The 26,622-nt window shown below is 41.0% G+C and carries 20 protein-coding genes and 1 pseudogene; 10 read left to right on the top strand and 11 right to left on the bottom strand.

Annotated elements, in window-relative coordinates; genetic code table 11:
* Nucleotides 1–26: 26 nt before the first annotated feature.
* The 4 genes from ACE1CI_RS26235 to ACE1CI_RS26220 form a co-directional block, all read right to left on the bottom strand.
* Nucleotides 27–362 (bottom strand): type II toxin-antitoxin system RelE/ParE family toxin, encoded by a 336-nt coding sequence (locus tag ACE1CI_RS26235; protein ID WP_413265244.1) that lies wholly within the window; start codon nt 360–362, stop codon nt 27–29.
* Nucleotides 359–610 carry a ribbon-helix-helix domain-containing protein gene (locus ACE1CI_RS26230; RefSeq protein WP_413265243.1) on the bottom strand — a complete coding sequence of 84 codons (252 nt, stop codon included), beginning with the start codon at nt 608–610 and terminating at the stop codon, nt 359–361. Before ACE1CI_RS26230 ends, ACE1CI_RS26235 begins: the two co-directional genes overlap by 4 nt.
* 146 nt (nt 611–756) lie before the next feature.
* On the bottom strand, nt 757–1,383 hold the full coding sequence (locus tag ACE1CI_RS26225) for a hypothetical protein (protein WP_413265242.1): 627 nt from the start codon (nt 1,381–1,383) through the stop codon (nt 757–759).
* A gap of 253 nt (nt 1,384–1,636) precedes the next feature.
* Nucleotides 1,637–1,963: a YbjQ family protein gene (locus tag ACE1CI_RS26220; protein WP_413265241.1), complete on the bottom strand. Its 327-nt coding sequence runs from the start codon at nt 1,961–1,963 to the stop codon at nt 1,637–1,639.
* A 136-nt stretch (nt 1,964–2,099) separates the two neighbouring features.
* Here ACE1CI_RS26220 and ACE1CI_RS26215 point away from each other — a divergent pair, with 136 nt between their 5' ends.
* Complete coding sequence (locus ACE1CI_RS26215) at nt 2,100–3,236, top strand: tetratricopeptide repeat protein (RefSeq protein ID WP_496615833.1); 1,137 nt, start codon at nt 2,100–2,102, stop codon at nt 3,234–3,236.
* Between the two features lie 167 nt (nt 3,237–3,403).
* On the opposite strand, the gene ispD is transcribed toward ACE1CI_RS26215, so the two are convergent.
* Nucleotides 3,404–4,096, bottom strand: coding sequence for a 2-C-methyl-D-erythritol 4-phosphate cytidylyltransferase (gene ispD, locus ACE1CI_RS26210; protein WP_413265239.1), 693 nt, complete (start codon nt 4,094–4,096; stop codon nt 3,404–3,406).
* A gap of 75 nt (nt 4,097–4,171) precedes the next feature.
* Here ispD and ACE1CI_RS26205 point away from each other — a divergent pair, with 75 nt between their 5' ends.
* The 3 genes from ACE1CI_RS26205 (at nt 4,172) to ACE1CI_RS26195 (ending at nt 6,526) form a co-directional block, all read left to right on the top strand.
* Nucleotides 4,172–5,107 carry a glycosyltransferase family 9 protein gene (locus ACE1CI_RS26205; RefSeq protein ID WP_413265238.1) on the top strand — a complete coding sequence of 312 codons (936 nt, stop codon included), beginning with the start codon at nt 4,172–4,174 and terminating at the stop codon, nt 5,105–5,107.
* A 150-nt stretch (nt 5,108–5,257) separates the two neighbouring features.
* On the top strand, nt 5,258–5,881 hold the full coding sequence (locus ACE1CI_RS26200) for a D-glycero-alpha-D-manno-heptose-1,7-bisphosphate 7-phosphatase (RefSeq protein WP_413265237.1): 624 nt from the start codon (nt 5,258–5,260) through the stop codon (nt 5,879–5,881).
* A 27-nt stretch (nt 5,882–5,908) separates the two neighbouring features.
* Nucleotides 5,909–6,526: a hypothetical protein gene (locus ACE1CI_RS26195; RefSeq protein WP_413265236.1), complete on the top strand. Its 618-nt coding sequence runs from the start codon at nt 5,909–5,911 to the stop codon at nt 6,524–6,526.
* Here ACE1CI_RS26195 and ACE1CI_RS26190 read toward each other — a convergent pair.
* Nucleotides 6,509–7,000, bottom strand: coding sequence for a CRR6 family NdhI maturation factor (locus ACE1CI_RS26190; RefSeq protein ID WP_413265235.1), 492 nt, complete (start codon nt 6,998–7,000; stop codon nt 6,509–6,511). The two genes, ACE1CI_RS26195 and ACE1CI_RS26190, sit on opposite strands and share 18 nt — an antisense overlap.
* Nucleotides 7,001–7,194: 194 nt before the next feature.
* On the opposite strand from ACE1CI_RS26190, the pseudogene ACE1CI_RS26185 reads away from it, so the two are divergent.
* A pseudogene (locus ACE1CI_RS26185) lies at nt 7,195–7,773 on the top strand (RNA-guided endonuclease InsQ/TnpB family protein); the annotation flags it as partial.
* A gap of 116 nt (nt 7,774–7,889) precedes the next feature.
* On the opposite strand, the gene ACE1CI_RS26180 reads toward ACE1CI_RS26185, so the two are convergent.
* The gene (locus tag ACE1CI_RS26180) at nt 7,890–9,068 is read right to left on the bottom strand and encodes an ATP-binding protein (RefSeq protein WP_496615832.1); all 1,179 of its coding nucleotides are present in this window, start codon (nt 9,066–9,068) and stop codon (nt 7,890–7,892) included.
* 266 nt (nt 9,069–9,334) lie between these two features.
* Between ACE1CI_RS26180 and ACE1CI_RS26175 the strand changes: the two genes are divergently transcribed.
* Nucleotides 9,335–9,784, top strand: a complete 450-nt coding sequence (locus tag ACE1CI_RS26175; RefSeq protein WP_459564078.1) for a Fur family transcriptional regulator — start codon at nt 9,335–9,337, stop codon at nt 9,782–9,784.
* A 31-nt stretch (nt 9,785–9,815) separates the two neighbouring features.
* Here ACE1CI_RS26175 and ACE1CI_RS26170 read toward each other — a convergent pair whose 3' ends face one another.
* Complete coding sequence (locus tag ACE1CI_RS26170) at nt 9,816–11,798, bottom strand: pentapeptide repeat-containing protein (RefSeq protein ID WP_496615831.1); 1,983 nt, start codon at nt 11,796–11,798, stop codon at nt 9,816–9,818.
* Nucleotides 11,740–13,035 (bottom strand): hypothetical protein, encoded by a 1,296-nt coding sequence (locus tag ACE1CI_RS26165; protein ID WP_496615830.1) that lies wholly within the window; start codon nt 13,033–13,035, stop codon nt 11,740–11,742. Before ACE1CI_RS26165 ends, ACE1CI_RS26170 begins: the two co-directional genes overlap by 59 nt.
* A gap of 253 nt (nt 13,036–13,288) precedes the next feature.
* Between ACE1CI_RS26165 and ACE1CI_RS26160 the strand changes: the two genes are divergently transcribed.
* A complete protein-coding gene (locus ACE1CI_RS26160) occupies nt 13,289–15,070 on the top strand; it encodes a DUF3685 domain-containing protein (protein WP_413265230.1) in 1,782 nt (593 codons plus the stop codon).
* Nucleotides 15,071–15,220: 150 nt separating this feature from the next.
* Here ACE1CI_RS26160 and ACE1CI_RS26155 read toward each other — a convergent pair whose 3' ends face one another.
* Nucleotides 15,221–16,024 (bottom strand): Uma2 family endonuclease, encoded by an 804-nt coding sequence (locus ACE1CI_RS26155; RefSeq protein ID WP_496615829.1) that lies wholly within the window; start codon nt 16,022–16,024, stop codon nt 15,221–15,223.
* A 148-nt stretch (nt 16,025–16,172) separates the two neighbouring features.
* Between ACE1CI_RS26155 and ACE1CI_RS26150 the strand changes: the two genes are divergently transcribed.
* From ACE1CI_RS26150 to pabB, 3 genes are read left to right on the top strand one after another with little or no spacing between them, the layout of a single operon-like run.
* Nucleotides 16,173–17,075 (top strand): TIGR02587 family membrane protein, encoded by a 903-nt coding sequence (locus ACE1CI_RS26150; protein ID WP_496615828.1) that lies wholly within the window; start codon nt 16,173–16,175, stop codon nt 17,073–17,075.
* Complete coding sequence (locus tag ACE1CI_RS26145; RefSeq protein ID WP_413265227.1) at nt 17,072–17,458, top strand: hypothetical protein; 387 nt, start codon at nt 17,072–17,074, stop codon at nt 17,456–17,458. The genes ACE1CI_RS26150 and ACE1CI_RS26145 overlap by 4 nt, the downstream gene beginning before the upstream one ends.
* A gap of 22 nt (nt 17,459–17,480) precedes the next feature.
* The gene (pabB, locus tag ACE1CI_RS26140; RefSeq protein WP_496615827.1) at nt 17,481–19,799 is read left to right on the top strand and encodes an aminodeoxychorismate synthase component I; all 2,319 of its coding nucleotides are present in this window, start codon (nt 17,481–17,483) and stop codon (nt 19,797–19,799) included.
* Between the two features lie 538 nt (nt 19,800–20,337).
* Here pabB and ACE1CI_RS26135 read toward each other — a convergent pair.
* Nucleotides 20,338–26,604: a calcium-binding protein gene (locus ACE1CI_RS26135; RefSeq protein ID WP_496615826.1), complete on the bottom strand. Its 6,267-nt coding sequence runs from the start codon at nt 26,602–26,604 to the stop codon at nt 20,338–20,340.
* Between the last annotated feature and the right edge of the window lie 18 nt (nt 26,605–26,622).

The raw sequence follows: 26,622 nt of genomic DNA, 5'->3' as shown, positions 1-26,622 counted from the left end.
TCTTGATTTGGAAAAAGACTTCAGGACTATTCAATCTCTCGATCGAGATTGGACAAAATACCTTCTAAATCCCTTGCACCATGCAAAACACGGATAATTTCCACCCTATCGTCCTGAATCCGGTAAAAAATCAGGTAATCCTGAAAATCTTTAATTCGCCACTGACGAATCTCTCCCATGCGAGAGGAAACTAATCGCACGACTTTGCCAATGCCTGGTGTTGTTGCTAACTGGGAAAAGGTAATTTCTGCCGACTCAAAAAACCGCAAGGCAGCATCAGAATCTCCATTAATCAGAATATAGTTTGCCAGTTGCCTGAGATCCTGAGTTGCTCGATTTTGGACGATTAACTGATAACTCATGTTTCTTGCTGATTTGCATTCAACACTGATGCCCGCAAATCCTGCCAATAAGCAGGTGTTACTAATTCCCTATCTGAGTCTAAGCCCTCTTGCAGCAAGCTTTCTAGTTTTTCTTGTGCCTGTTTTCGCAGGCGGTCTTGTTGAGCTAAATCTAGAAAATACTCTCCCGCACTTGCATAAGTTCCAGCTTGAATCTGAGCCTCAATATATTTCTGAAGGTCTTCTGGTATATCAAGAATAACGTTCATGTTCCTAGCAGCGATGAAATTGGGGATGACTCGATTGTATCAATATGCTACCCCAGTTTTGGTATGACAAAAAAATCACCTGAAAAAGGTGATTTTAATGGCAAAAAGGTTTGATTGACTTGGCAAACTTTGCTTGATAAATTACTTTATGGATTGTAAGTGCCATTGTAAGTACGAGGACTACGAGCACCTACAGCTGCTCCACCCATTGATGCTAGTAAACCTAACAATGAACCAAATAAAAATGACCAACCAGCTTTAGCTGCATTAGCTGCAATTGCACGAGCTTGTTGAGCACTTACGCCTGGTACTTGATTGGGAACATTGCCAGTTACACGCGCTTGGTTAATTACTTCTCCAGCGTTAGAAGCAGCAATTCCAAATGTACCTGCTACACCATTTGCTATTAGCCAAGAACCAATTGCTAGGGTTGCTGCCCAAAGAATTGCACCGTTTAAAAGGGCTGTATTTCGATTCATTGGGCCACTAACACGGGCTGCCATCCAACCGCCTACAAATAAGCCAATTAATAAACTAATAATTGACCAAATACCAACACCACCTGCCACATCACCTGCATTCGATCTGGGAGCTCCTGAGTTAGCTATACTACTCAAACCAATAGCTGCACCCAAAGAGCTTAATACTAATTGAGTTGCTAAGGCAATTAAAATACCTGCAATTATGGGACCCCATCTAACGCGATCGTGATAATCAACTACTCGATTTGTTACCACTGGTTCCACAACATCAGGTCGATTTCCATAAGCCATAATTTATTCCTCCCTTCATTCCTTTGTGATAGAGTTTTAATCCAGAAACTATCAGCTAATTTAGTTACACTTTAGGCTCATCAATGCTAAACAATATCTATCAGGAGTAGGAATTAGCCACTCTATCGAAAGAAGTAGGAAAAAAGCCATAGATTTTCAGGAGCTTGTTAATAGTAATTAACAACACTATTTATCAAACTCCTGAGAATTTAAAAATTTAATTGTGAAGAATTATTCAGCAAACAGGTAAAGTTTATCGCAGTTTAACGGCAGTACCGATCGCCGTAATCAGCAGCAAAGCTCCTCTTTGATCGACATTAATTGTACCTGTATCCACTTCCACACCGATCACCGCATTAGCGCCCATACTTTGAGCGCGTTTTTGCAGTTCTGCGATCGCCTCCCGCTGACCTTTCTCAAAAATCTGCTCATAACTACCAGTACGTCCCCCAACAATATCGCGAATTCCCGCAAAAAAATCACGCAAAGCATTAGTGCCATAAACTACTTCAGCCGTTACAATTCCCAAGTAAGCATCAATCTGAGCGCCTTGAATTACATCAGTTGTAGTAATAATCATTCTTTTACCTCTGCAAGCAAAATGATACAATAAACGGTTTTGGTAGTTGCAATAATTAAAATTAATTCCTTCTTTAGGGTATCAAATTTGCCCAATTTCTGATTCAATATCCCAAAGTGATATAAACTCTCTCGCAATGGCAGAAGCCCAGGAAAAATCTACTATGCAAAAGCAAAAGCAGAACTACTTGATAGTCAGTCTCTTGCTATTGGGAGGGTTAGCGGTAACGACACCGCTATTAGCAAAAGCAAATGAAGACCCCCCAGTTCCAAACAACCAAACTTCCGCAGATAGCGAAGTGGAACGACTGTTGCGTGAAGCCCAAATGTTGCAAAGGACAGGGCAAGTCGATCGCGCATTAACCACATACCAACAAACCGCCAAACTAGATGAGAGAAATCCCCAAATTTATGCGGCAATGGGTTTTATTCAGGCGCGACGGGGAAATTTCCCAGAGGCGATCGCACATTATCGCCAAGCAATTTCTTTAGATAAAAAAAACCCACAATTACACTCAGCACTCGGATTTTGTTTAGGTAATTTAGGCGACAATAAGGGTGCAGCCGAAGCTTACCGACGCGCCACAGAATTAGACAAAAATAACGTCAATGCTTATGTAGGATTAGCAACTGTGTTGTTCCGTAAAAAAGATTTTTCAGGAGCAACAGCAGCCTATCAACAAATAATTGCTCTTGACCCCAGAAACTGGCAAGCTTACAAATTAATGGGAGCAATGCTAACAGAGCAAAACCGTTTACCAGAAGCAGTGGAAATTTTACAGCGAGGTGTTGCTTACGCCCCCAATAATCCAGATTTACAACTTAAATTAGGGTCTGTATTATTTAAACAAGGCAATCAAAGTGGAGGAATCGCAGCATTACAGCGAGCAACGCAACTAGCCAAACGCGATCCTAACCTTCATTTAGAAATAGCTGATGTTTTCTTTGCCAATAATCAATGGGCTCCAGCTTTAGCTGCTTATCGGCGCGTCTTAGCCATTCAACCTAGATCGGTAGCAGCACTTTCTGGAGTTGGTGACATTTACTTACAACAAAATAAACTTCCCCAAGCCATTACTATTTATCGGCGCGTCATCACTTTAGACAAACAAAATGCCAACGCTTATTACAATTTGGGCGTAGCTTTCAGCAAACAAAGAAAGCTCAAAGAAGCACTCACATTTTTTAACCATTCCCGCAGTCTCTATTTAAGCCAAGGCAACAACGAAAAAGCCCAACAAGTTGAAGCTGCTATTAAGCAGTTACAACCTTGAAGATCTCTCGGAGATGGGGAGATGGGGGGATGGGGGGATGGGGAGAATTAAATTGTCCCCTTGTCCCCTTGTCCCCTTGTCCCCTTGTCCCCTTGTCCCCTTGTCCCCTTGTCCCCTTGTCCCCTTGTCCCCTTGTCCCCTTGTCCCCTTGTCCCAGTCCCCAGTCCCTAGTCCCCATTCCCCTGGCGTTGGTGCAAAATGTATTGGGCGATCGCTAAATCTACAGGCGTTGTCACCTTCAAGTTTGTCTCTTCTCCCTCGACAATTCTTACAGGTAAGCGGCACTTTTCAAATAAAGCCGCATCATCGGTAACTTCCCAACCTGATTTCAATCCGATTTCGTGGCATTCTTTTAACAATTGAACATCAAAACCTTGGGGAGTTTGGGCAGCCCAGAGGTTACTGCGATCGGGAGTATCTTTAACTAAACCAGCTTGATCCACAACTTTAATCGTATCCTTCACGGGCACAGCGGCAATCAAACCCTGACATTTTTGTAAAGCTTGGGCGCATCTGTCCAACAAATCAGGCGTGGCTAAACATCTCGCGCCATCGTGAATTAAAACATGACGAGCATTCTGGGGTAATGCTTGTAAACCGTTGTAAACTGACTCTTGGCGGGTTGTTCCGCCTTGGATAAACTGCACTGGCTTACTTAAACCCATTTCTGCGACAATAGCCTTTAAATCGGGCAAATCTTCCAATTGGCACATTATCCCAATCCAGTTAATGTGGCGAGAGGCACAGGCGGCTTGCAGAGTCCAAAAGATTAACGGTTTGCCTAACAACGTCAGGAGGAGTTTGTTTCGACTACTCCCCATCCGACGACCCATTCCGGCTGCTGGAATCAATAAATGCACTGCTTTCTCGATTTTTGCTCTACTTTTTACTATCTTCCTCTAAAATGAGGTGCGGATAAGCCTATCTAAATAAATATGCGAATAGTAGCCCTTGTCCCTGGCGGGATTAGCGATCAAATACTGTTTTTCCCCACTCTCGACGACCTCAAACAAAATTACCCCGAAGCTGAAATTGATGTGGTCGTCCAACCTAAGTCAGTGGGTGCCTATCGAGTCTGTAAGTCTGTCAAAGATGTGTTTGCCTACGATTTTACTGACCGCAATAGTTTGGCAGATTGGGGCAATATCTTAGGTACGATCCGCGATCGCGAATATGATATCGCCATCTCTTTGAATCAAACTTGGTTATCAGGTCTGTTACTCTGGTTGACTGGTATTTCTAAACGGATTGGTTTTCGTAGTCAAGGTCAACTCTTTTTCACTACTTCTGTTCCCAAAAAGTCAGAACAATATGCTGCGGCAATGTACCATGATTTGCTACAAGGATTAAGCATTACTTCTGCTTGTCCACCAGTAGAAGTTAATGTACCAAAGCAAGACATTCAATGGGCAGAAGCAGAACAGAAACGGTTGGGAATTTCTGATAGTGGCTATGTTTTAATTCAAATTGGTCAGGGTCAAAATTCTTACCCGGTGCAAAACTGGCGGCAAATTATTCAAGATTTTCAACAACGTCAGCCTTCTTTGCCAGTGGTGTTAATCTTGGATACTGATAGCCAAGCTGTAGTTAGTCAATTGTTGCAATCTTTCCCAGATTTGAAGGTAACAGCCCCAGAAGATTTGGGTAAACTGGCAGCAATGATTGCTGGATCGAGTTTGTTGCTTTGTACTGATAGTGCAGCAATGCAGTTAGGAGTAGGAGTACAAACTTATCTGATCGCTTTATTTGGTGCTAGCGATCCAAAAAAAGTGTTGCCTTCGAGCGATCGCGTTCTCGTCATTCCATCCCCTAGTGGCAAAATAGCCGATATCTCACCAAATACCATTTTGGAAAAGGTTTGGGCAGGATAAACTGATTTTTGATATCGGTTCTGTCGCCCTTGCGACTAAAGTCGCGGGCTATACAGACAAAACCTGCATCGGCAGGTTAAGAGTCCTTGTCAAGCGGACTTTGTTTGTGTAGTCGCGGTTTTAACCGCCAAAACCTTTTCAAGCATCTTCATGAATCCCAAGTCCGAAAGCCAAAATTCCCACCCCTCTCAACCAGCTGTTTTTCTCGATCGCGATGGCGTATTAAATGTCGAAGCAGGTTACATTCACAACGTTACCGATTTACATTTAATTCCCGGTGTCGCTAGCGCAGTCCGTCGCTTAAACGATTTAGGCATCTTTTGCTGTCTAGTTTCTAATCAATCTGGCCCTGCTAGAGGTTATTATCCAATTGACCACGTAGAAGCATTACATCAGCGATTGTGTCAATTATTGCAAGCCGAAGCAGGTGCTTATTTAAATGCTTTGTATTATTGCCCTTACCTGAGTCCACCAGAAGGCGGAACTAACCCAGAATTTAGCCTTTGGAGTACCTGGCGCAAACCCAACACTGGAATGTTAGTCGCCGCAGCTTGGGAACACAATTTAGACTTGGGTCAAAGTTTTATGGTTGGCGACAAAGCTACAGATGTGGATATGGCGCATAATGCTGGTTGTCGTGGAATACTGGTACAAACTGGCTTTGGTCGCAGCGTGTTAAGTGGCGCGTACCAACACCATACTCAACCGGATTATATCGCTCCAGATTTACCTGCTGCTGTGGTATGGATCTGCGAGCAATTGGGTAACTTATAAGTATAGGCATAATTAAATAATTTCCCCATGAATACTACCACAAATCTTCATAAAACAACTCCTGCTGGTACTTGGACAATTACAGCAGCAGAAACGATCGATCGAACCCCTTATTCCGGTACAGTCCAAATTCAACAGATGGGGCAACTTTATAGTATGTCTTGGTTGACTAGTTTGGGCGATTATCCGGGTATGGGATTTTTTGAGAATGGCAATCTTTACGCCGCTTGTAGTGCTCATCCAGCTTACGGAATTAGCCTTTATCAGATCAATTCTGATGGCACTTTAGATGGGAAATGGGCTGCTGCTTATAATCCCCGAATTGTGGATACAGAAAAGGCTGTTGGTGGTACACCTAACCAAGTTGCAGGTACTTATAATGTTCAGGGTACTTTTAACAAAACTGGCAGTTACGAAGGTGTTCTCCAAGTAACTCCATTAGGGGAAATTTATCAGATTTCTTGGTTGGTGGGAACTGAGTATAAAGGTGTAGGTTTGCAAGTGAATGACCAGTTAATTGTCGCTTGGGGTGAAGGTAGCGTTTTTGGTTTACACTACCAAATTCAAGGCGATCGAGCTATCGGTAGTTGGGCAATGCGTGAACATTCTACCCTGGCTACAGAAACTTTATACCGGATTTGTTGAAATTAAATCAAAAAAGGCATCATCCATTTCAATTCCAAATGTTAATGCCATTGCTTTTAATTTGGATTTACTCGGTATGCCTTGACTGTTTAACCAATCTGTTAACACAAAGATTTTTTGGACGATAAAAAGTTCTAAGGCTTGAGGATTATATTGAATTTCATGGCTACGGGGATGGAATTCATGGGGTACTAGCATAGCAGTGTAACGTGCTAGTTCTCCATTTTGCCAGTTTAATAAAAAGGGTAGCCAAGGGTAAAGGGTATCTAAACGAATAAACCACAATCTTACTTCGTCAATTTCAGAAAGTTCTCTCGGATCGTCATCGGGGCGATCGTAGTTGATTTGAAACGAAAGTTGTTGTTCGGAAGTAGCGATCGCACCTGTTTGCAATATCTCTTCGATCGCTCTTTTGGCGGGTGACAAGTCTAATTTATTTATTTGATCGGTGTTGATGGTAATGGCGATCGGCATAACAATAATTTACCTAAAATTTTACTCCAAAATTTATTATCTATCATTTATCTTAATGGAGCTAGAAGACTCCGGTTACAACGTAGTTTAACGGGAGATGAATGGCGACCAACGTTCCTCAGACCTCGCTGTGCGAATCCTTAACATTCCATTGAATGTATGCTAAGATGTCGGAAATAGATTTTCGGAATGATATGTTTAAGGCGTTCAAGTACAGAATCTACCCAACAACCGAGCAAAGAGACTTACTAGTTAAGTCTTTTGGTTGTTGCCGTTGGTTCTACAATTACAGCCTTAATTTGACAACCGAAACTTACAAACAGACCGGGAAGGGATTGAGTAGAAATGATTTAATCAAACTGCTCCCACAACTCAAGAAAGAGTATGAGTGGCTAACAGAAGCACCTTCCCAAGTTTTGCAACAGGTAGGATTAGACTTGTCGAGTGCTTTTCTCAACTTCTTTGAGAAAAGAGCAAAGTATCCTAATTTCAAAAAGAAGCATCAAAGGCAGTCAATTAGATTCCCTCAAGGGATGAAGCTAAACGGCGACTATTTAACACTCCCTAAACTAGGAAAAGTTTACTCTAAAGTATCCAGAATTCCAGAAGGTGAGTTTAAATCTGTCACAGTTTCCATGACTCCGGCGGGTGAATTCTATGCCAGTTGTTTGTTCGATGACGGGAAAGACTTGCCAGAATCAATCAAGGAAGGTAAAGCGGTAGGAATTGATCTAGGAATTACTCACTTTGCCATTACATCAGATGGGAATAAACTTTGTGAGGCATCGTTCTGTGAAGGAAGAATCACACCGTAAAGCGTCAGCTTAACGGGAGAGTGTCAAAGTGTATAACGAATCCCAGTCCCCAGTCCCCAGTCCCCAGTCCCCAGTCAAGAACTTTGAGAATTAATCGTAAAATAAAAAGTTGTTCCCTCACCTAACTGCGACTCAACCCAAATCCTACCACCATGAAGTTCTACAATCTTTTGACAAATTGCTAAACCAATACCAGTACCAGAATATTCTTCAGGAGTATGCAAGCGTTGAAAAATCTGGAAAATCCTTTCAAAAGATTTAGGAGCGATCCCAATTCCATTATCCTTCACCGCTAATAAATATTCATTTTCCCTCGATTCCACAGTAATCTCAATTTTCGGTGATTCTTCTCGACGATACTTAATTGCGTTATCAATTAAATTTTGAAATAGTTGCACTAACTGAGAACTATCACCTATTACCGTTGGTAAATTATGATAAATAATTGTTGCTTGATTTTTGCGGATTGTTGAATCTAAGTTGCTACAAACAATCGCTATTATGCTATTCAAATCTACTGGGTAAAAAGTTTTGGGATTTTTATTGAATCGTGAATATTCTAATAAATCTTCAATTAAATTTTGCATTCTTAAACAAGCATTAATTATATATTGAATATATTGATTAGCTTGGGTATCGAGTTGATTTCCGTAGCGTTGCTCTAAAAGTTCCGCGTAAGTAGTAATAGTAGCTAGAGGTGCTTGTAAATCATGAGAAGTCACATAAGCAAATTGTTCTAATTCAGCATTAGATTGCGCCAATTCTTGATTAGCTTTTTGCAATGCTTCTTCGGCTTGTTGACGAATGGTAATTTCTTGTTTAAACAAGACATTTTGTTCTTTTAGCTGTTTTTGTAATTTGCGTAAACTTAAATGATTTTCAATTCTGGCTAACACTTCATCAACATGAAATGGCTTGGTGATGTAATCTAATGCTCCTAAACCAAAAGCTCTAACTTTATCTATTGTTTCATCTTTCGCACTAATAAAGATTACAGGAATCTCACGAGTTTTAGGATCGGTTTTGAGTAGTTCGCAAGTTTCATAACCATCCATTTCTGGCATCAGGATATCTAACAAAATCAAATCTGGTTGACTTGATTTAGCAGCTTTGATTGCCATTGTGCCGTTAATTACCCCGCGAGGTTCATATCCTCGTTCACTTAACAAAGCTGATAAAAGCCGTAAGTTGTCCGGTTGATCGTCAACGAGTAAAATATATTCTTTATCTGCTGCTGTTTGATTGTCCTTCATTATAAATTGTCTCGGTTAATTAGCTATTTTTGGTATTTCTATATCTATCTAATTGAAAGTCGGATTTAGCAGTTTTCTCATCTTGGTGGACATCTGGATGAAAATTAAGCTAAAGTGGAAATGAGTTTGTTTTAGTTGAGCAAACGCCTTAACCAAGCCAAGGACAGCAAGCAGAGTTGGCAGTTGGCTGGTTATATTAGCATAAGTAAAGTAGAAGACATAGAGTAGATATGAGTGATTTACCCAAAGAGGTAAGATCGGAAAATATGCAAAATCAAGCGACGGTTAAACCAATTCGGTCTTTAGAGGATGCCCTAGACAAGTGTCAAGCAATGGGAATGCGCTTAAGTCGTCAGCGTCGCTTTATTTTAGAATTGCTTTGGCAAGAGCAGGAGCATTTATCAGCCCGTGAGATTTACAATCGGTTAAATCAACAGGGTAAAGATATTGGTCATACTTCAGTTTATCAAAATTTAGAAGCGTTATCTGCCCAAGGGATTATTGAGTGCATTGAGCGATCGGACGGTCGTTTATATGGTAATGTTAGTGATTCTCATAGTCATGTTAACTGTGTGGACACTAATCAAATTTTGGATGTTCACATTGAGCTACCAGAAGAGATTATTAAATTGGTAGAAGCACAAACTGGTGTAAAAATCATCGATTACACAATTAACTTTTTTGGTTATCGTTCTGCTGAGTCTTCCGAGTCTTAATAACTAACAAAGTTGACTGAGTAGTTGATTTTTATTCCAAATACATGGTTTCATCGTTATCGTAGTCTCTTTCTTTGGGGATCATGGTCCGATCGCCTGGATCGTCATTAATTACCAATAAAGTTGAGTCAGGCTGTGCAGGTTCAAAATTCACATTAGCATTAGGAGTGATATTGCGTCGCATTCCTGTATCTAAGTTAGCCAAAGCTAGTTGATAAGCGCGATATTGCTGTAGGGAGAACAAAGCACCACTTTTTTCTGCTAAATCTTCAGTTTCTAGATCCATTTTGGCTTCAAAGACACAAGCATTAGTTAAACTTGCCAAATGAAGATTTGCGCCTAACAAATTTGCGCCTGAGAGATTCGCGCCTGTGAGATTTGCCGCTGAGAGATTCGCGCCAGAAAGATTAGTTCCAGAGAGATTTGCCCAAGATAAATTAGCTTCTTGTAAGTTAGCTTTGGATAAATCTGCGCCGACTAATTCGGCACCAAAAAAGTTAGCTTTCCAAAAGTTTGTTTCCGAGAGCATGGCATTTTGCAGACAAGCTCCGGCGAGATTAAGTAATATTAAGCTATGGCGCGATCGCTCCCAGAATGCGATCGGAGATAACACCGCAGTCCGACCGATTAATGTGAGTAATTGATCTGGATCGAACTCTTCAGGAATTGCGGGATCTCCACAAGGCCAAAATGGGATTTGTCCTTCTCTTTGACAGGTAGATAACAAGAGAAATACATTCAATCCCACAGCAGCATCGATTTGCAGGACATTTAAAGTATTACCTAAAGATTGAAAATGGGAACGAGTATTGTGAGCGATCCCTTCATCTAACCAGCGACCACGACTATAGTAACGGTAGAAAGTGTAAAGACGTTCTGCAAGTATTTGAAAAGAAAAAGATTGAGGATCTCGAGCTTCTTCTCGACGCAAACGTTCCCCGATCAATTCTTCTATTTCGGTGCTGAGAATCCCGAAACCTAATAAGTTGTAAAGATGTTGAGCAAGGCTAACGGGTGAGTTGAGGGTAAAAATAGTTTCCCCATAAGCATCGGCGACTTTTTGGGTTATCAATTTTAACTGTTGGGCGATCGCTTCGGCGCAGAGATAATCTCCTAATTTGGCATGGGAAAATTCCACCGAAATCTCTGGCTCTTCCTGACTCGAATTACTCGAAAATTGCGGATTAAAGTAATTAAAATAAAAAGGTGGTAAGGGGTAATTAGGAAGTAAGTAATTAGATAAATCTGTAATATCTTCTCCTTCTATCTTTTCGGCTATTTGGCTTTTCAATTCCAGGGTAACAGGATGGGAGTAACGACCACTTTGGAGCAAAGTTAAAGCGCCTGTTTGCATTAATTGACGCACTTGTTCAGGAGTACGACCTTGGAGTAAATTAGCGATCGCTTCTGGAGAACGACAAATGGTAGCCAAACGATCTCCTGATTGGATCACCTGATCTCCGGGAGACATTCCATCGGGAGATTCACCTAACAACCAACGACAAAGGCGATCGTAAATTTCAAACCGTAATTGAGACATCCTACCTATTGGTAGCAAACTTTCATTAATTCTGCCACTGCGATACAAAATACCTATTAATAATAACTTTAAAGGTTGATGCACTAATGTAGCAAAAGCTTTGCTCTCCAAGCGAAACTGAAACACTCCATTTTGCTTTAAAAAACTAAAGAAAGCTTGAGCTAATGATTTAGATTGCAATTTAGACCAACGCTTAAACCATTCTTTGAGTTGTTCTTGGTCTAATTGAGTAATTGCCATTCGCTCAAAAGAAGCAGGCAAACTATGAGCTAAATTGCTCAGAATTAAAGAACGACAAGTAATAAAAATTTTGTGACGCGAGCGACCAGAAGCACCCGAAAACTGTTTTTGAAATTCCTGCACTTGGTCAAAAAAAGCGGAAAATTGTCGTTCCGCCACTGGCGTTGCTGGTAACTCATCCAAGCCATCTAAAATTAACAAACAAGGTGGATTTTGTGGCGAAAACCCAACCATCAGCACTAGTGAATTTAGCTAAAGGAAAAGCACTATCCAGGGTTTGTACTAAATTTCTCCCCAAAGTAGCATCGCGCAAGCGAATTACGATCGGCATCCAAGAAGGATAAATTTCTTGAGCAATTTTTGCTGCCCAAATTTGACAGAAACTAGTTTTACCCGTGCCGCTTTCACCTTCGATAATGGCAACGCTATCCAAATTAGACAGCTGATTCATTGCCCATTCCATTAAATCAACAGCTGATACAGAATTGGTTGGAGGATTAAAAGAATTTCCTCCGGTTGTGTAGCGCAACTTAGTTTCTAATTCTGCTTCCACTGGTGTGGCTTTAGGATTAACAAAAATATCCTTTAAAGCAAACAGTTCTCCTAACAGAGGTTCTGATAAAATTTTTAGTAGACTAGCTCGGTAGTTTTCCCGCCCAAGATTAATTGTGGTAGTAACAGCTGGACTTACAGAAGGAACCACAGAGAAAGTATGATCTTGTTCCAGGATTTCTAATTCTTCGCTCTCAACGATATCACTGCTTTCTAACTTATTCGATAAATTACCCAAACGGACAAATCTTTGTAATTGTGCCAGAGGTAAAGGATTTTCGGCAATTACTGTGAGCAAATGTCCGGGAAGCGCGTGGATTAAACGTTGGGCGACGAGTTTAGCGGGAGTTTCTTCTAAACCATTGCTGACAAACCAAGCGATCGCTAAATTATTCATCTGCTGTACTAAAAAAGACTCCCCAATTAAGGTGAGTGCTTGTTCTGCTTGCGTATCTGTCAATCTCCCCGGACGCAGAGTTTTAATTAAAGCTTGCAACTGGGGATCGGAGATAGTAGATAATCTGGTATTATCTCCCGTCGCCGTAATCGGAACACTTGCTCGGTCTAACCAAGGTCTTTTTTGGATATTTTCTTGTTCTAAAATCTTGCCAAACGATTTAATATAAGCTATTTGGAAAGCTAACCATGTGCCCTCATTGCGCTTTAGTGCGCGTTTGCGGCTCCAATTTCGTAGCAGTTGAACGCTCAACTCAGAAATTGGCTCAATTTGTTGCCAAACAATAGTTAACGGCAGTTCCAGAAGTTCCGTTAAAGGACTAATATCAAAAGGCGTGAGGCTTTTCACCTCCATATCCTGCACCATGCGAAAAGCAATACCTGCGGTTTGCGCTTCTGGAGTTTGCAGTTGAGAAAGTTCAATATTGTGTTCTGTCAGCCAGTAACGAATGCTAAAGCTCATCCAACTCCTACGCCTACTCGGAAACTGCTCGCTATGGTTAACGTTAATAGATGAGATATCTTTTTCAAAGATAAATGCTAACCATAGAACCATTTAGTATGTTAGAAGCCTGGAGTCTCAAACAGAATCCAGACCGAATGAAAAGAAGAATCGGAGAAGTGCCAAGTATGAGATTTCATTTCTCTAGATTCTCCCAATCCATCGCCCTATCCAGTTTAGCCTTTAGCCTTGGGAAAATGGCAATTAAAGCATCATGACCGAACTGGCACCTGAGCTGACATCACCCGATCGCCAAATTAACTTAATACTGGTAGATGATGAACCAGTCTTTCGTACCGGACTGCGCGTTGTTATAGAACGGTTTCCCGATCTACAGGTAGTTGCAGAAGCTCAGTCGGAAACCCAATTAGGGGAAATTTTGGCGCTTCCTAGCACATCAGTTGATTTAGTCATTTTAGATCTAGACTTGGGTCGATCGCTACCCCCTGGACAATCAGGGTTAGAACTTTGTCAACAGTTGAAAACTTTATATCCTCAGTTACCAATTTTGTTGTTGAGTTCGTTTCAAGAACCCGTATTACTGGAAGCGGCGCGACAAGTAGGTGCAGAAGGTTTTTGTCTCAAGGGAACGGCTATTTCTGAGTTAGTCAATGCCATTCGCTTAGTAGCAGGGGGTGGAACTTACGGTTATTCGTCCCCTGTTATGGGGCAAGCACCTACCTTCGGAGCTCCAGAGAGGAAAATTAGCCCAAAACCGGGTTTGTTCACTAGTTGGTTTGAGAGAATGCGCTTGTCTGGAGTGCAACAAATCGAAGCGGCTTTGGCCCAAGTCAACGAAGAGTTAAAAGATTCTCGCTTGTCGGTTTTGGATCGGGCAATTTTGGCGGGAAGGCGGCGAGAGTTGTTGGCAGCAAGGCGGTTAGTAAATAGGTTGTTAGCGCCTAGAACACCCGCTAGTATCCCACCAACGCCAGCACCGAGAAGCCGGGGAGTAGCACCGCAGCCGGGTGGGGAACAGCGCCGGGATAAGAGTTCGGCTATAGTGCGTCAGGAGATCAGTTTGTCGGCTGGGCGATCGCAAATCTTTGAAAACGTTTTCGCCAAAATTCAATATGGTTTAAAAAATCTCACAGGCGCTCCTTTAGAAATCGACATTTTTCGGGAGGAAAAAAGGCGCGAATTACTCAACATTGTGTTGCATAAATTAGAAGATATCGTCGATGAATTAGGGTTTTCTCAAGTCCAACTTAGTCAATTACCAGAAAAACGTTTTGTGATTTTGTTGGATTTATGGCGCTTGTCGGCTACAGAGTTTTTTGGTAAATACTATACGCTGCAACTGGGAAATCAAGATTTTGAACTTGTGCAGGTAATTCTACAAGATGCCGCAATTGTCGAGTTAGAGATTTTGGCAAAAATTCCCCTATTGACCGATCTATTGTCCCATTTACTGTTTGACATACCCTTAATAATTGATGGGATTCCCTATTCTGTGGGAACAGTGGAAGCAATGGTGAGAGCCGAATTGTTATTGCAAAATATAGTCATTCAAGTGGCTAATGCAGTGGTACAACCTCTGTTAAATCATTTAGCTGATATGGAAGAAGTAAAACAAAACTTTTATGACCAAAGATTAGTTTCGACAAGGCAAATTGAAAAGTTTAGAAATGAATTGTCTTGGAAATATCGAGTAGAAAAATACGTAAATGAACCAACAGCAATTTTTGAAAGTCGCTATAATCTGTTAGTTTTGGATGGTTATGGCATCATTAAAGTTTTTATTTATGCCCCTCGTAATTATGAGTTGCGGGAACTTTCAGGAATTCCTTATGCGGTGACTTTAGCATTAGAAACTAGAGATGCGATCGCCCCCCGCGTGCGATCGGTTGTTTCCCTAGTTGGGAGAGGTGCAGTTTATGTTTTAACCCAAGTAGTTGGCAGAGGTATCGGTTTAATTGCCAGGGGAATTCTCCAAGGAATTGGTAACGCTTGGGATGAGACAAAGGTAGGGAGAAATAGCGATCGAGGGAAGTAGCGCAGAGGGGCAGGGGGGCAGGGGGGCAGGGGGGCAGGGGGGCAGGGGGGACAGGGGGACTCTTGGGACAAGGGGACTCTTGGGACAAGGGGACTCTTGGGACAAGGGGACAACTCAAAACTCTCTCACTCTCCAGTCCCCAGTCTCCTTTTAGAAATTGCCGGGATCTTCTCCCAACTCTCTTAACCTTGCGGCTAGTCGTTCGGCGCGTAAACGTTCCGCTTCGGCGCGTTGAGTTTCAGCTTCAGCACGCAGACGTTCGGCTTCGGCTTGCTGTTGGGCGACTTCGGCTTGCTGTTGGGCGGTTTCTTCTGGTAACAGGACGAGGTTGCCAGAAGTATCATAAAAGCGTAGCCAAATAGCAGTTTCTCGATCGATTGTTCCTTGCCAAGTTCCTAACCAAAAATTCAGCGTTTCACACCAAAGCCAACCTTGCTCATTTGGTGTTAGTTGCTGATATTGAAACTCACTATTTAAACGCCATCCTTGCAGGGAGTCGGGGTTAAAAGGATCGTAAACGAAGTAATCTCTAGTTCTGAATGTTCGCTGATAGATATCTTTTTTAATTCCTGTATCTATCTGAGCAGTAGAAGGCGACATTAGTTCCACAATGACATCTGGGTAACGACCTTCTTCTTCCCAAATTACCCAACCTTGACGTTCTCTGATTCCATCAACATCAAGGACGGCAAAAAAATCTGGCCCCCGAAATTCGCGGTTACGTGCTTGCGTGCTGCTATAGTACACAAACATATTGCCACCTGTGTAAAAGTCGGTACGATCGCGCCAAGCTTGCTGTAGCGATCGAATTAAAACATTCATCGCAATACGATGGCGGTTGCTTTCCAAGGGTTCTCCATCATCAAATATTAAATCAGTGGGAGGCTTATGAAGTTCCCAAGTATCAGCCACCTCAGTTTCGATGATTGTTTCTTGTGTGGCTTCAACTGTCATGGTGCTTTTCTCCCTAATGGCGATCGATACTCTTTAGAGTAGCTTTTTATATAAAACATTCTAGTTACCTCGATATGTAGAGGCGAAACCAGAGCAAAATTAGTTACCATGACTTACTACAATGTACGATATTACCTAGAGAATGAGTTTGCCAATCAAGAAAAATCGCCACAAAATTCAAATGGAGATGGTGCGATCGCTCACCAAATCTTCTCAAGAATACTTCCGGGGCGTAGTTGGTGGCGTAATGTTTAGTTTGCCAATTCTCTACACAATGGAAGTTTGGTGGGCGGGTTTTTCTATTGAACCATTGCGGATGTTTCTTTATGTCCTCGCCACATTTTCTCTACTACTTGGTTATAACCGCTATGCGGGTTTAAGAAGAGATGCTAGCCCATTAGAAATAGTAATCGATTCTGTGGAAGAAATGGGATTAGGATTAATTGTGGCAGCTGTTTTCTTGTGGTTATTAGGACGCATTACCGCAGAAATGACCTTTAATGAAATTGCGGGAAAAGTGATTGTTGAAGCCATGACTGTTGCGATCGGAGTTTCTGTAGGAACCGCCCAACTTGGGGATAACAATAATAATAAACCTGATACGGGAATGCACGGCGACCAAAACGATCCAGGTATCCCTAGTCCAGGAGAAAAACATATTGATTTTTGGGGACAAGTGGTAATTTCTTTATGTGGTGCAGTACTATTTGCCGCTAATGTTGCACCCACAGAAGAAGTAATTGTCATTGCTACACAAATTACTTCGGAAAGATTGCTTGCTTTAGCATTAGTCTCTATAATTTTTGGAGCAGTAATTTTATTTTATAGTAACTTCGTGAATGCCGAAAAGTTTACTCGCTCTTATAGCTTATTTACTATAGTTTCAGGTACTATTGTTACTTATGCAGTAGCCTTAGTTGCTTCCGCATCAATTCTATGGTTTTTTGGGCGCTTTGATGGACTTCCACCAATTATAAATTTAGCAGAAACAGTAGTTTTAGCATTACCAGCTACATTAGGCGCTTCCGCAGGGAGGATATTACTACAATGAGTAAACTAGAAAAAAATTGGTTAGAATGGCTCATTTTTGCAGTGGGTTTTGTTTTGGTTGTCAGCACTTTAGGATATTTAATTTATGATGCTAAAACTACTAGCGAAGCACCGCCTAATATTGAAATTAAACTAGGAGAAATTCAGCCCCAAGGACAAAATTTTTTAGTTCCTGTTGTCGCGGAAAATAAAGGGAAACAAACTGCGGAGACAGTGCAAATCGAAGTAGTATTAGAAAAGGGTGGGAAAGAAGAAGAAAGCGCCGAGTTGCAGATTCAATTTTTACCCAGAGGTGCAAAGCGATCGGGTTGGGTTACATTTGAAACAGATCCCCGCACTGTAGAAAAAATTAAAACTCGTGCTGTAGGATTTGAAAAACCGTGATTTCTTGTCAAATGCCTGGATTATGAGAACGCTGATCATTGATAATTACGATTCCTATACTTATAATTTGTATCAGGCGATCGCACAAGTGAATCAAGAACTTCCTTTAGTAATTCGCAACGACGAAATTTCTTGGGAAGACCTGCCAGCATTGAACTTTGATAATATAGTAATCTCTCCAGGCCCCGGTCGTCCAGAAAAACCCTCAGATTTTGGCATCTGCAAACAAGTAATTGAAAACCTAAAAGTACCCTTATTAGGAGTTTGTTTAGGACACCAAGGAATAGGTTACTGTTATGGTGGTAGTGTCATTAATGCCCCAGAAGTTAGACATGGTAGACTCAGTAAAATTTATCATAATGGATGCGAATTATTTCGCGGAATTCCTAATACATTTAAAGTAGTGCGCTATCATTCTTTACTAGTTGCCAATAATCTCCCAGACTGCTTAGAAAAAATAGCATGGACAGAAGAAGGATTGATAATGGGATTGCGCCATAAAGATTTACCATTGTGGGGCGTACAATTTCATCCAGAATCAATCTGCACAGAATATGGGCAAATTTTACTCCAAAACTTCCGAAATATCACCCAAGAATTTACCAAAAAATTCAAAATTCCAAACCCAAAATTTTCCCAATCTTGTAGGACAGGCATCTTGCCTGTCATTCCCAATACCTTGCCTGTCATTCCCAATACCTTGCCTGTCATTCCCAATACCTTGCCTGTCATTCCCAATACCTTGCCTGTCATTCCCAATACCTTGCCTGTCATTCCCAATACCTTGCCTGTCATTCCCAATACCTTGCCTGTCATTCCCAATACCTTGCCTGTCATTCCCAATACCTTGCCTGTCATTCCCAATACCTTGCCTGTCATTCCCAATCCCCAATCCCCAAAATTTAAACTAAAGATACGAAAACTAAACATTTGCCCAGATTCCGAACAAATTTTTGTTAATTTATTTCGGGATGAAACAAATGCTTTTTGGTTAGATAGTAGCTTGGTAGAAACAAATCAATCTCGTTTCTCGTTTATGGGAGATGGAAACGGAATCAACAGTTTATTAGTACGCTACTACAGCGAAAAGCAAGAATTAATTATCACCCAGTCAGAAACAGTAACCCATCGCAATGAAAGCATTTTTGAGTATTTGAAACAAGAAATAGAACGTCGAAAATGTCATGCTGATGAGTTACCTTTTGATTTTAACTGTGGTTTTGTTGGCTATTTCGGTTATGAACTTAAGGGGGAATGTGGTTCTAAAATCGTGCATTCTTCACCTTTGCCAGATGGGATGTTTTTACTTGCCGATCGCTTAATTGCGATCGATCACCAAGAACAAAGCATTTATCTATTGCAACTAATTGAAAACGGACAAACAGAAACAGCAGAAACTTGGTTTAATCAAGTACAACATCAACTAGAAAACCTCGCCCCACTTCCACCCATTGTTTGCCAGAAAAGAAACAAACCTTTAGAATTTCGCTTGAGTCGTCCCTACTCAACTTACATTGAAGATATTCACCAATGTTTAGAAGAAATTCATCAAGGTGAGACTTACCAAGTTTGTTTGACAAATCAGCTTTATACCGAAGCTATTCCCGATCCTGTAGAATTTTATCGCGCATTAAGGCGGATAAATCCTGCACCATATTCGGCATTTTTGCGCTTTGGGGAAATTGCGATCGCTTGTTCTTCCCCAGAAAGATTTCTCAAGATCGATCGGCAAAATTGGGTAGAAACAAAACCAATTAAAGGAACCCAAAAACGGGGAACAACACCCGAAGAAGACTTAATTTTACGGGAATCATTACGCAATAGCGAAAAAGATAAAGCGGAAAATTTGATGATAGTCGATTTGTTACGCAACGATCTGGGAAAAGTTTGTGAAATCGGTACGGTTCATGTTCCTAAATTAATGGATGTGGAAACATTTGCCACAGTACATCAGTTAGTAACAACAATACGGGGGAAATTGCGATCGGATTTACAAGCAATAGATTGCATTCAAGCATCATTTCCCGGCGGATCGATGACAGGTGCTCCGAAAATTCGGACTATGGAAATTATCGATCGCTTAGAACAAGAAGCGAGGGGAGTTTATTCGGGTGCGATCGGCTTTTTAGGACTAAATGGTTCAGCTGATTTAAACATTGTAATTCGCACCGCTATTCTAACATCTGAATACACCTCAATTGGCGTTGGTGGAGGAATTGTCGCACTCTCCGATCCTGAAACAGAGTTTCAGGAAATGCTACTCAAAGCAAAAGCTTTAATTCAGGCATTAGAGTTGACAATTGAGTACACTTATGAACCAGTTGATATCATGTCTGGTTGATTAAACAAAATGTAGAGACGTTATATATAACATTTCTACAAAGTTTTTGGTTACGGATAGTGATGATGGTGCGTTACGCTGCGCTAACACACCCTACAGATCAGCTGTTTGTAATTTGTAGTGATGGTGCGTTACGCTGCGCTAACACACCCTACAGATCAGCTGTTTGTAATTTGTAGTGATGGTGCGTTACGCTGCGCTAACACACCCTACAGATCAGCTGTTTGTAATTTGTAGTGATGGTGCGTTACGCTGCGCTAACACACCCTACAGATCAGCTGTTTGTAATTTGTAGTAATTTGTAGGGTGCGTTAGCGAAAGCGTAACGCACCATCCAACTAAGTAATTTGTAGGGTGCGTTAGCGAAAGCGTAACGCACCATCCAACTAAGTAATTTGTAGGGTGCGTTAGCGAAAGGCGTAACGCACCATCCAACTAAGTAATTTGTAGGGTGCGTTAGCGAAAGCGTAACGCACCATCCAACTAAGTAATTTGTAGGGTGCGTTAGCGAAAGCGTAACGCACCATCCAACTAAGGATTAAATCATTGTGAAATTAGTGCTTGTGAGAGGAGATTGTAACCCATTTAAAGCAGCAATTACTTCATCTTGAAACCTGATTTCTATGCCGGAATCTCCCGAAGTGATTGTTAATTTATCGAAAGTCAAACCTCCCGTTAAACCAATCAAATCTTGACCAATAGTGAAGTCCGTAATTACGTCGAATTCAGTGTAATTTCCTAACACAAAAATATCTTTACCAACACCACCAGTCAAGGTATTTTGTCCAAGTCCACCATTCAACAAATCATCACCCTCACCACCTTGGAGAATATCATCATAACTTGGATAAGAGAAAGGATCGTCTTCGGTAATATCATCATCATCCGAGTCGTCATTTTTCAAATCATAAGCTGGTTTAATGGCAATTAAATCATCATCATCATCATCCTCATTAAAGGTATCATCTTCTTCGTCGCTAAAGAGATTGTCTTCCCCATCCTTAAATTTGAGGAAGTGCTTACCATCACCAAATAAGGAATCGTTACCTGCATCTCCTCTGAGATAATCATCACCAACTCCACCCAAAATTGAGTCGTTACCTTCACCACCACGCAGGGTATCATTACCACTTAAACCTCTCAAAGTGTCATTGCCACCTTGACCATTGATTACATCTTGAGAATCCTTGTAACCTTTGGTGTTGTTATCTAAGTCGTTCAGGAAAGTAACATGGTTTTCGTGATAAACTCTGGTGATTTGTGAATCGGCATTGATGACATCAAAACTATCGTGTTCCCAGAGATTGTGGTCATCATCAAAGTTAGCGATATCGTCATCATCATCGAAAATTTGATCGTCATCATCAAAGTTAGCGATATCATCATCATCATCGAAAATGCGATCGTCATCGTCAAAGAGAGCGATATCATCATCATCATCATCGAAAATGCGATCGTCATCATCAAAGTTAGCGATATCATCATCATCATCATCAAGAATTCGATCGTCATCAAACCGATCGCTACGATCGAAGATGATATTGTTGATATCGATCGCGTCATCTTCGCCAGTGTCCAAGTTATCGATATTTTCTAAAGCAAAGTTTTGTAAGATGACTTTGGTATTGTCGATTCCCTCGAAAGTAATTGCTAAATCTTTACCTACTTGAGTTAGCAGTAAATTGACAGCATTTAAACCGCTACCAATGAATTTGATTGTATCAACTTCGGCAATGATTTCTGGTGCAGGAGAAATACCTCTACCGACACCGCCAAAATCAGTAATAACATCGCTACCCTCGCCAAGTTTAACGACAATCAAATCTCGATCGCCACCACCAGTAAAGGTATCATTTCCGGTTTGTCCGATTAAAGTATCTTGGTTTAAACCGCCATTGATGTAGTCATTTCCTGCGCCACCATTGAGGGTGTTTTCTCCACTTTGTCCAAACAAAGTATCATTGCCATCATCACCGAAAATGCGATCGCTTTCCGTTCCCCCATCTAAATAATCATCACCTTTACCACCAGAAAGGATATCTCGATCTTCATTACCGAAAAGGCGATCGTTTCCATCTCCACCTGTTAAAAGATCTTCCCCAGAGCCACCGATCAAAGTATCGTTATTGTTACCACCTCTGAGAGTATCATTGCCTTCGCCAGCATTGAGAAAATCATTGCCATTTCCCCCATCCAGCTTATCGTCGCCAGCTTGTCCCAACAGCGTATCATCATCATCGCCACCGGAAAGCACATCATTCCCTAAACCTCCATCCAGGGTATCATTGCCAGCTTCACCGTAAAGTTGGTCATTATCTTCGCCACCATTGAGGGAGTCGTTACCCGTTCCGCCAACGAGGGAGTCAGCGCCAGTTTGTCCGAACAGGATATCCTCGTTATCGCCGCCGAAAAGAGTGTCGTTATCTTCGCCGCCATCGAGGGTGTCGTTACCCGCTTGTCCGAGAAGTTGGTCATCACCTTCGCCACCGGAGAGGGTATCATTTCCTAAACCACCATCGAGGATATCATTGCCATCATTGCCGAAAAGGGTATCTTCCCCAGTTTCCCCATAAATTAAATCCTGATCTCCTTCCCCAAAAATCAGGTCATTATTACCCCGTCCATTAATGATGTCATCTCCCCTACCACCAGTGATGGTATTGGCATTATCATCAGCATAGATTTCGTCGTCATTTTCCGAACCAACTACATTTTCGATTTGTGAAATAGTATCTAAACCTTCAAAACCGTCTTTGGCGTAACCTTCTTTTAGTTCCACATAAACGCCATCAATGTCACGGCGGAAACTGATAACATCAATGCCATCTTGTCCCTCGTAAATATCATCGCCTTTGCTACTAATTATTAAGTCATTTCCTGCACCAGCTTGGATGCGGTTATCAGCATTGTTACCGATGAGGATATCGTTAAAGGCAGTACCGATGATATTTTCCAGGTTGCGGAGTTTGTCTACAGTACCGTATCCATCTAAACCTGTGCCAGCGTCGATCGCAAAATTAGGTTCTAAATCAAATATTCCAGGGTTTTGTTCGTTGTTATAGTCCCGGTTTTCGTTAATGTTAACTACAACCCCGCTGGGAGATGTGCTGTAGTCGATCGTATCTGAACCTGCACCACCATCGATCGTATCAAAACCTATTTCTCCCCAGATCGAATCTTCACCTTTTCCGCCATAAATTTCATCAGCACCTTCCCCACCTTTGAGAATATCTTGTCCTTGGTTGCCGTAAAGTTTGTCATCACCTTCATTGCCTAACAGGGTGTCTGTTCCATCGCCGCCGTAGAGAATGTCGTTGCCAAGGTTGCCTTCCAGTGAGTCATCGCCTGCTTCACCGTAAAGGTTGTCGTCTCCTTCATTGCCGTAAAGGTTGTCGTTTCCTTCACCACCGTAGAGGGTGTCGTTTCCGGTGTTGCCTGAAAGAATGTCGTTGCCTGCATCGCCTTTGAGTAAGTCGTTGCCTTCATTACCGGAGAGGGTGTCTGTATCATCGCCACCAGAAATAACATCGTTTCCACTGTTTCCTTGAATACTGTCTAATCCGTTATCACCAGAAATGTTGTCATCTCCAGCATCTCCTGTAATTGTGTCGTTATCATCATTACCATGAATTTCGTCACTGTGATTACCGCCAGAAATCTGATCGTTTCCTGTACCACCAAAGATTAAATCTCGATCATCCTCTCCAAAGATTAAATCATCACCACCATTTCCAGTAACAATATCGTTACCAGTACCAGCATAAATCACATCACCTTCATCATTATCTGAAGAGTTAGCTTCAGCTATTGTAAAACTGGCTTCACCAATGATATTAGAGGAAGCAGAAGAATTGTTGATATTAGAAATAGGAGAAGAGTTAGCCGTATTATTTCCACTTTCTAAACCAGCTATGGAAAAACTAGCTTCACTTGTTAAAAGTTGAGTTGTCTTGCTAGTTTGTGTAACTTTTAAAGGTTGGGTTATCTTGCTAGGTTCTGTTTTTGGCCCGTCATCATTAGCATCTTGTGTGACTTCTCCATCACTCCACCAACCCCAACCTGAGCTATTTTCACCAGATCCACCTGCTATAAAATCACTATCTGATCCACCATAGATATAGTCTTTACCGTTCTCACCATAGAGTGTGTCCTTGTCAGAACCACCATAAGCGGTGTCACTACCATCAGCACCATAGAATTTGTCATTCCCTGAACCACCTTCAAAGTAATCATCCCCAGACCATAAAACACCATTTCCGCCATCATCATCAAAGGTATCATTGCCGGAACCACCCCAAAAGTTATCGTTTCCTAAACCACCTTCGGCATAGTCATCACCAGCTTCACCAATTAAATTGTCATTGCCACCTTCACCATAAAGGTTATCGTTATTATCACCACCAAAAGCTATATCATTTCCATCAGCACCATAGAATACGTCATCCCCTGATTCACCTTCAAAGTAGTCATCACCAGACCATAAAACACCATTTCCACCATCATCATCAAAGGTATCATTGCCGGAACCACCCCAAAAGTTATCGTTTCCTAAACCTCCTTCAAAATAATCGTCTCCACCATCACCGTAGCCAGTGTCGTTGTCATCTCCTCCGTAAAACTTGTCGTTTCCTCCCTCTCCTTTAAAAGTATCGTCACCTTTTCGACCGTAAAAAATATCTACTCCACGACCACCTTTAAAATCGTCGTTATGATTTGAACCTGAAATTTTCTCAATGTCAACGAGAATGTCTTCTTGTCCGAAACCATCTTGAACTTTGTAAATATCACCAGCATAGCTCTTTGAATCTTGATTTACACTAATTCCGTTAGGACTATCTTCATAGTCTGCTTCATCATTATCTCCATCACCACCATCTAAAATATCCCATCCACTGCCGCCGTATAAACGATCTCCTATTCCAAATGGATCACCATATCCACGAAGAACATCATTACCTTCTTTACCCCAAATTATATCTACATCTCCAGTTCCATCAATCCAATCACCAAATTTATCTGTAGTCAAATTTGATAGAAGAACATTCTCATGTCCATCTGGAAAATAATAGCCCATTCGATTAACTTCATTGAAAAATTTAGCAAATAGGTCTTTTGCACTTTCCCCTAATACTAAAAAGTCATCTCGAAGATATCCATTAAGATCATGTAATAAACCTCCATCAATGGTCTCAAACCATTTTTTTACATCAGTAATAACATCTAGTAAATGATCAAGTCTGTATTTTAAAGCATCATTTGTATCACCAACTTGATCTTGAGGTATTTGAAGATGTGTAACTATATCATCATTGCCAGTAAATACTCGAACCATAGAAGCAAGAGATCCAGAATATTGACCATTTAAGCTAAAGTAATTAGTAGGAGAACCTAAACCTAAAATTCTGATTTTGTCTGCATAGATTCCAAAGTCAGAAGATTTGCTTAACAACCCATCTTCAACAAAAAAGTTACCTTGAGAATGTGGAATAAAAATGGCGGAATTATAAGTCCCTTTAATAGAATTTCCCTGACTGTCTGTGCTGCTATATTGATAGCTTAAATGTTCTATCAACCCATTTAACCATTCCTCATTGACTTTAGAATCTAATTTGCTAGAAACCTCACCATAGGAAAAGTATTGAGCCAATGCTTCCTGTAAATCTGTATTTTTATCAGTAATTACATTTTGAACAAATCCCTCAAGATCATTTTTTGCCAAATCGCCAACAAATTGAGACAATAAATCTTTTTGGTCTTTGGAAAGCCCGATCAATTTGTCAATGCTTGTTGCACTTAAAAAGCTCCTCGTTATTTTGTATGCGTCATAATATTGTTGTTCAGTTGAAGACTGAGTTTTAATCCAAGTTTCTGCTTCTGTACCAAAAGGTTGACTAGGTTTATCTGGCTTTTCAGGTGCATCAATGAGAGTTTTCCAATGTGTTTCATAATTCAATTTAGCTTTTTGAAAAAGAAATTCATTGAGATTTTGAAAAGCTTTATCCAGATTTTCTTGCTTCGATCCTTCAGTTTTATTATACACTGACTGAAAATCAATTGAAGTATTTGATGTTAAGTTCCACCAATCTTTAATAGTCTTTACAGTTGGGTCAAAACCATCTTTTTTTTTTGTTAATATTCCATTAATAAATATTACTTTTGTCTTAGGACGTGATTTTAATATAGTGTCATAAAGGCTATCAAAATCTGCCCAATTATAACCATTAGAACTCGATTCCTCAACCTTAATCAAGTTTTGCCCCAAATTAAGAAAAACAGAATTATTTCCTGAATTTACAGCACTACTACCCAAATTCAAAACAACAGAATCATTCTCCTGTTTCATCTGCTGAATCTGATTTTCACTCAAATTCACCCCACGCACCTCTACCGAAAACAACTCACCTTCATCCCCCGGAGTATCAACACTATTAATCTGCCAATCAACATAATGCCCAATTTCTTCTAATAAAACCGCACGAATCGCTTCACCATTACTCGCATACTTATTCAAGAAATCTTGAGAGAAATAAATAGTATTAGTTGACCCCGCATAAGCAGCATTTGCCCCTTGTAACTCTGCACCTGTGCGAATTTCAATAGCTGGAAGTGATGCAAAATTGCTACTAATCCACTGCTGACGTAAATCTTCTAACTTAGTAGCATCAAAACTTTCACCAAAAGCAGTTTTAATCTTGCTCAAAAAATCTTCACTACCAGCAAAACTATTTAAAGTGTTGTAAGCATTTTGAAGTGCATCTTCAACTAAATAATTGGTTACTTGATTAGCAGAATTAGTAGTAAACATGGCTTTCTCCTTCAATCC

The organism is Floridaenema flaviceps BLCC-F50 (genome assembly GCF_041929275.2).
GTDB classification, from domain to species: domain Bacteria; phylum Cyanobacteriota; class Cyanobacteriia; order Cyanobacteriales; family Aerosakkonemataceae; genus Floridanema; species Floridanema flaviceps.
Note: the sequence above shows the minus strand (reverse complement) of the source record. Positions and strands in the feature narration are given on the sequence as shown.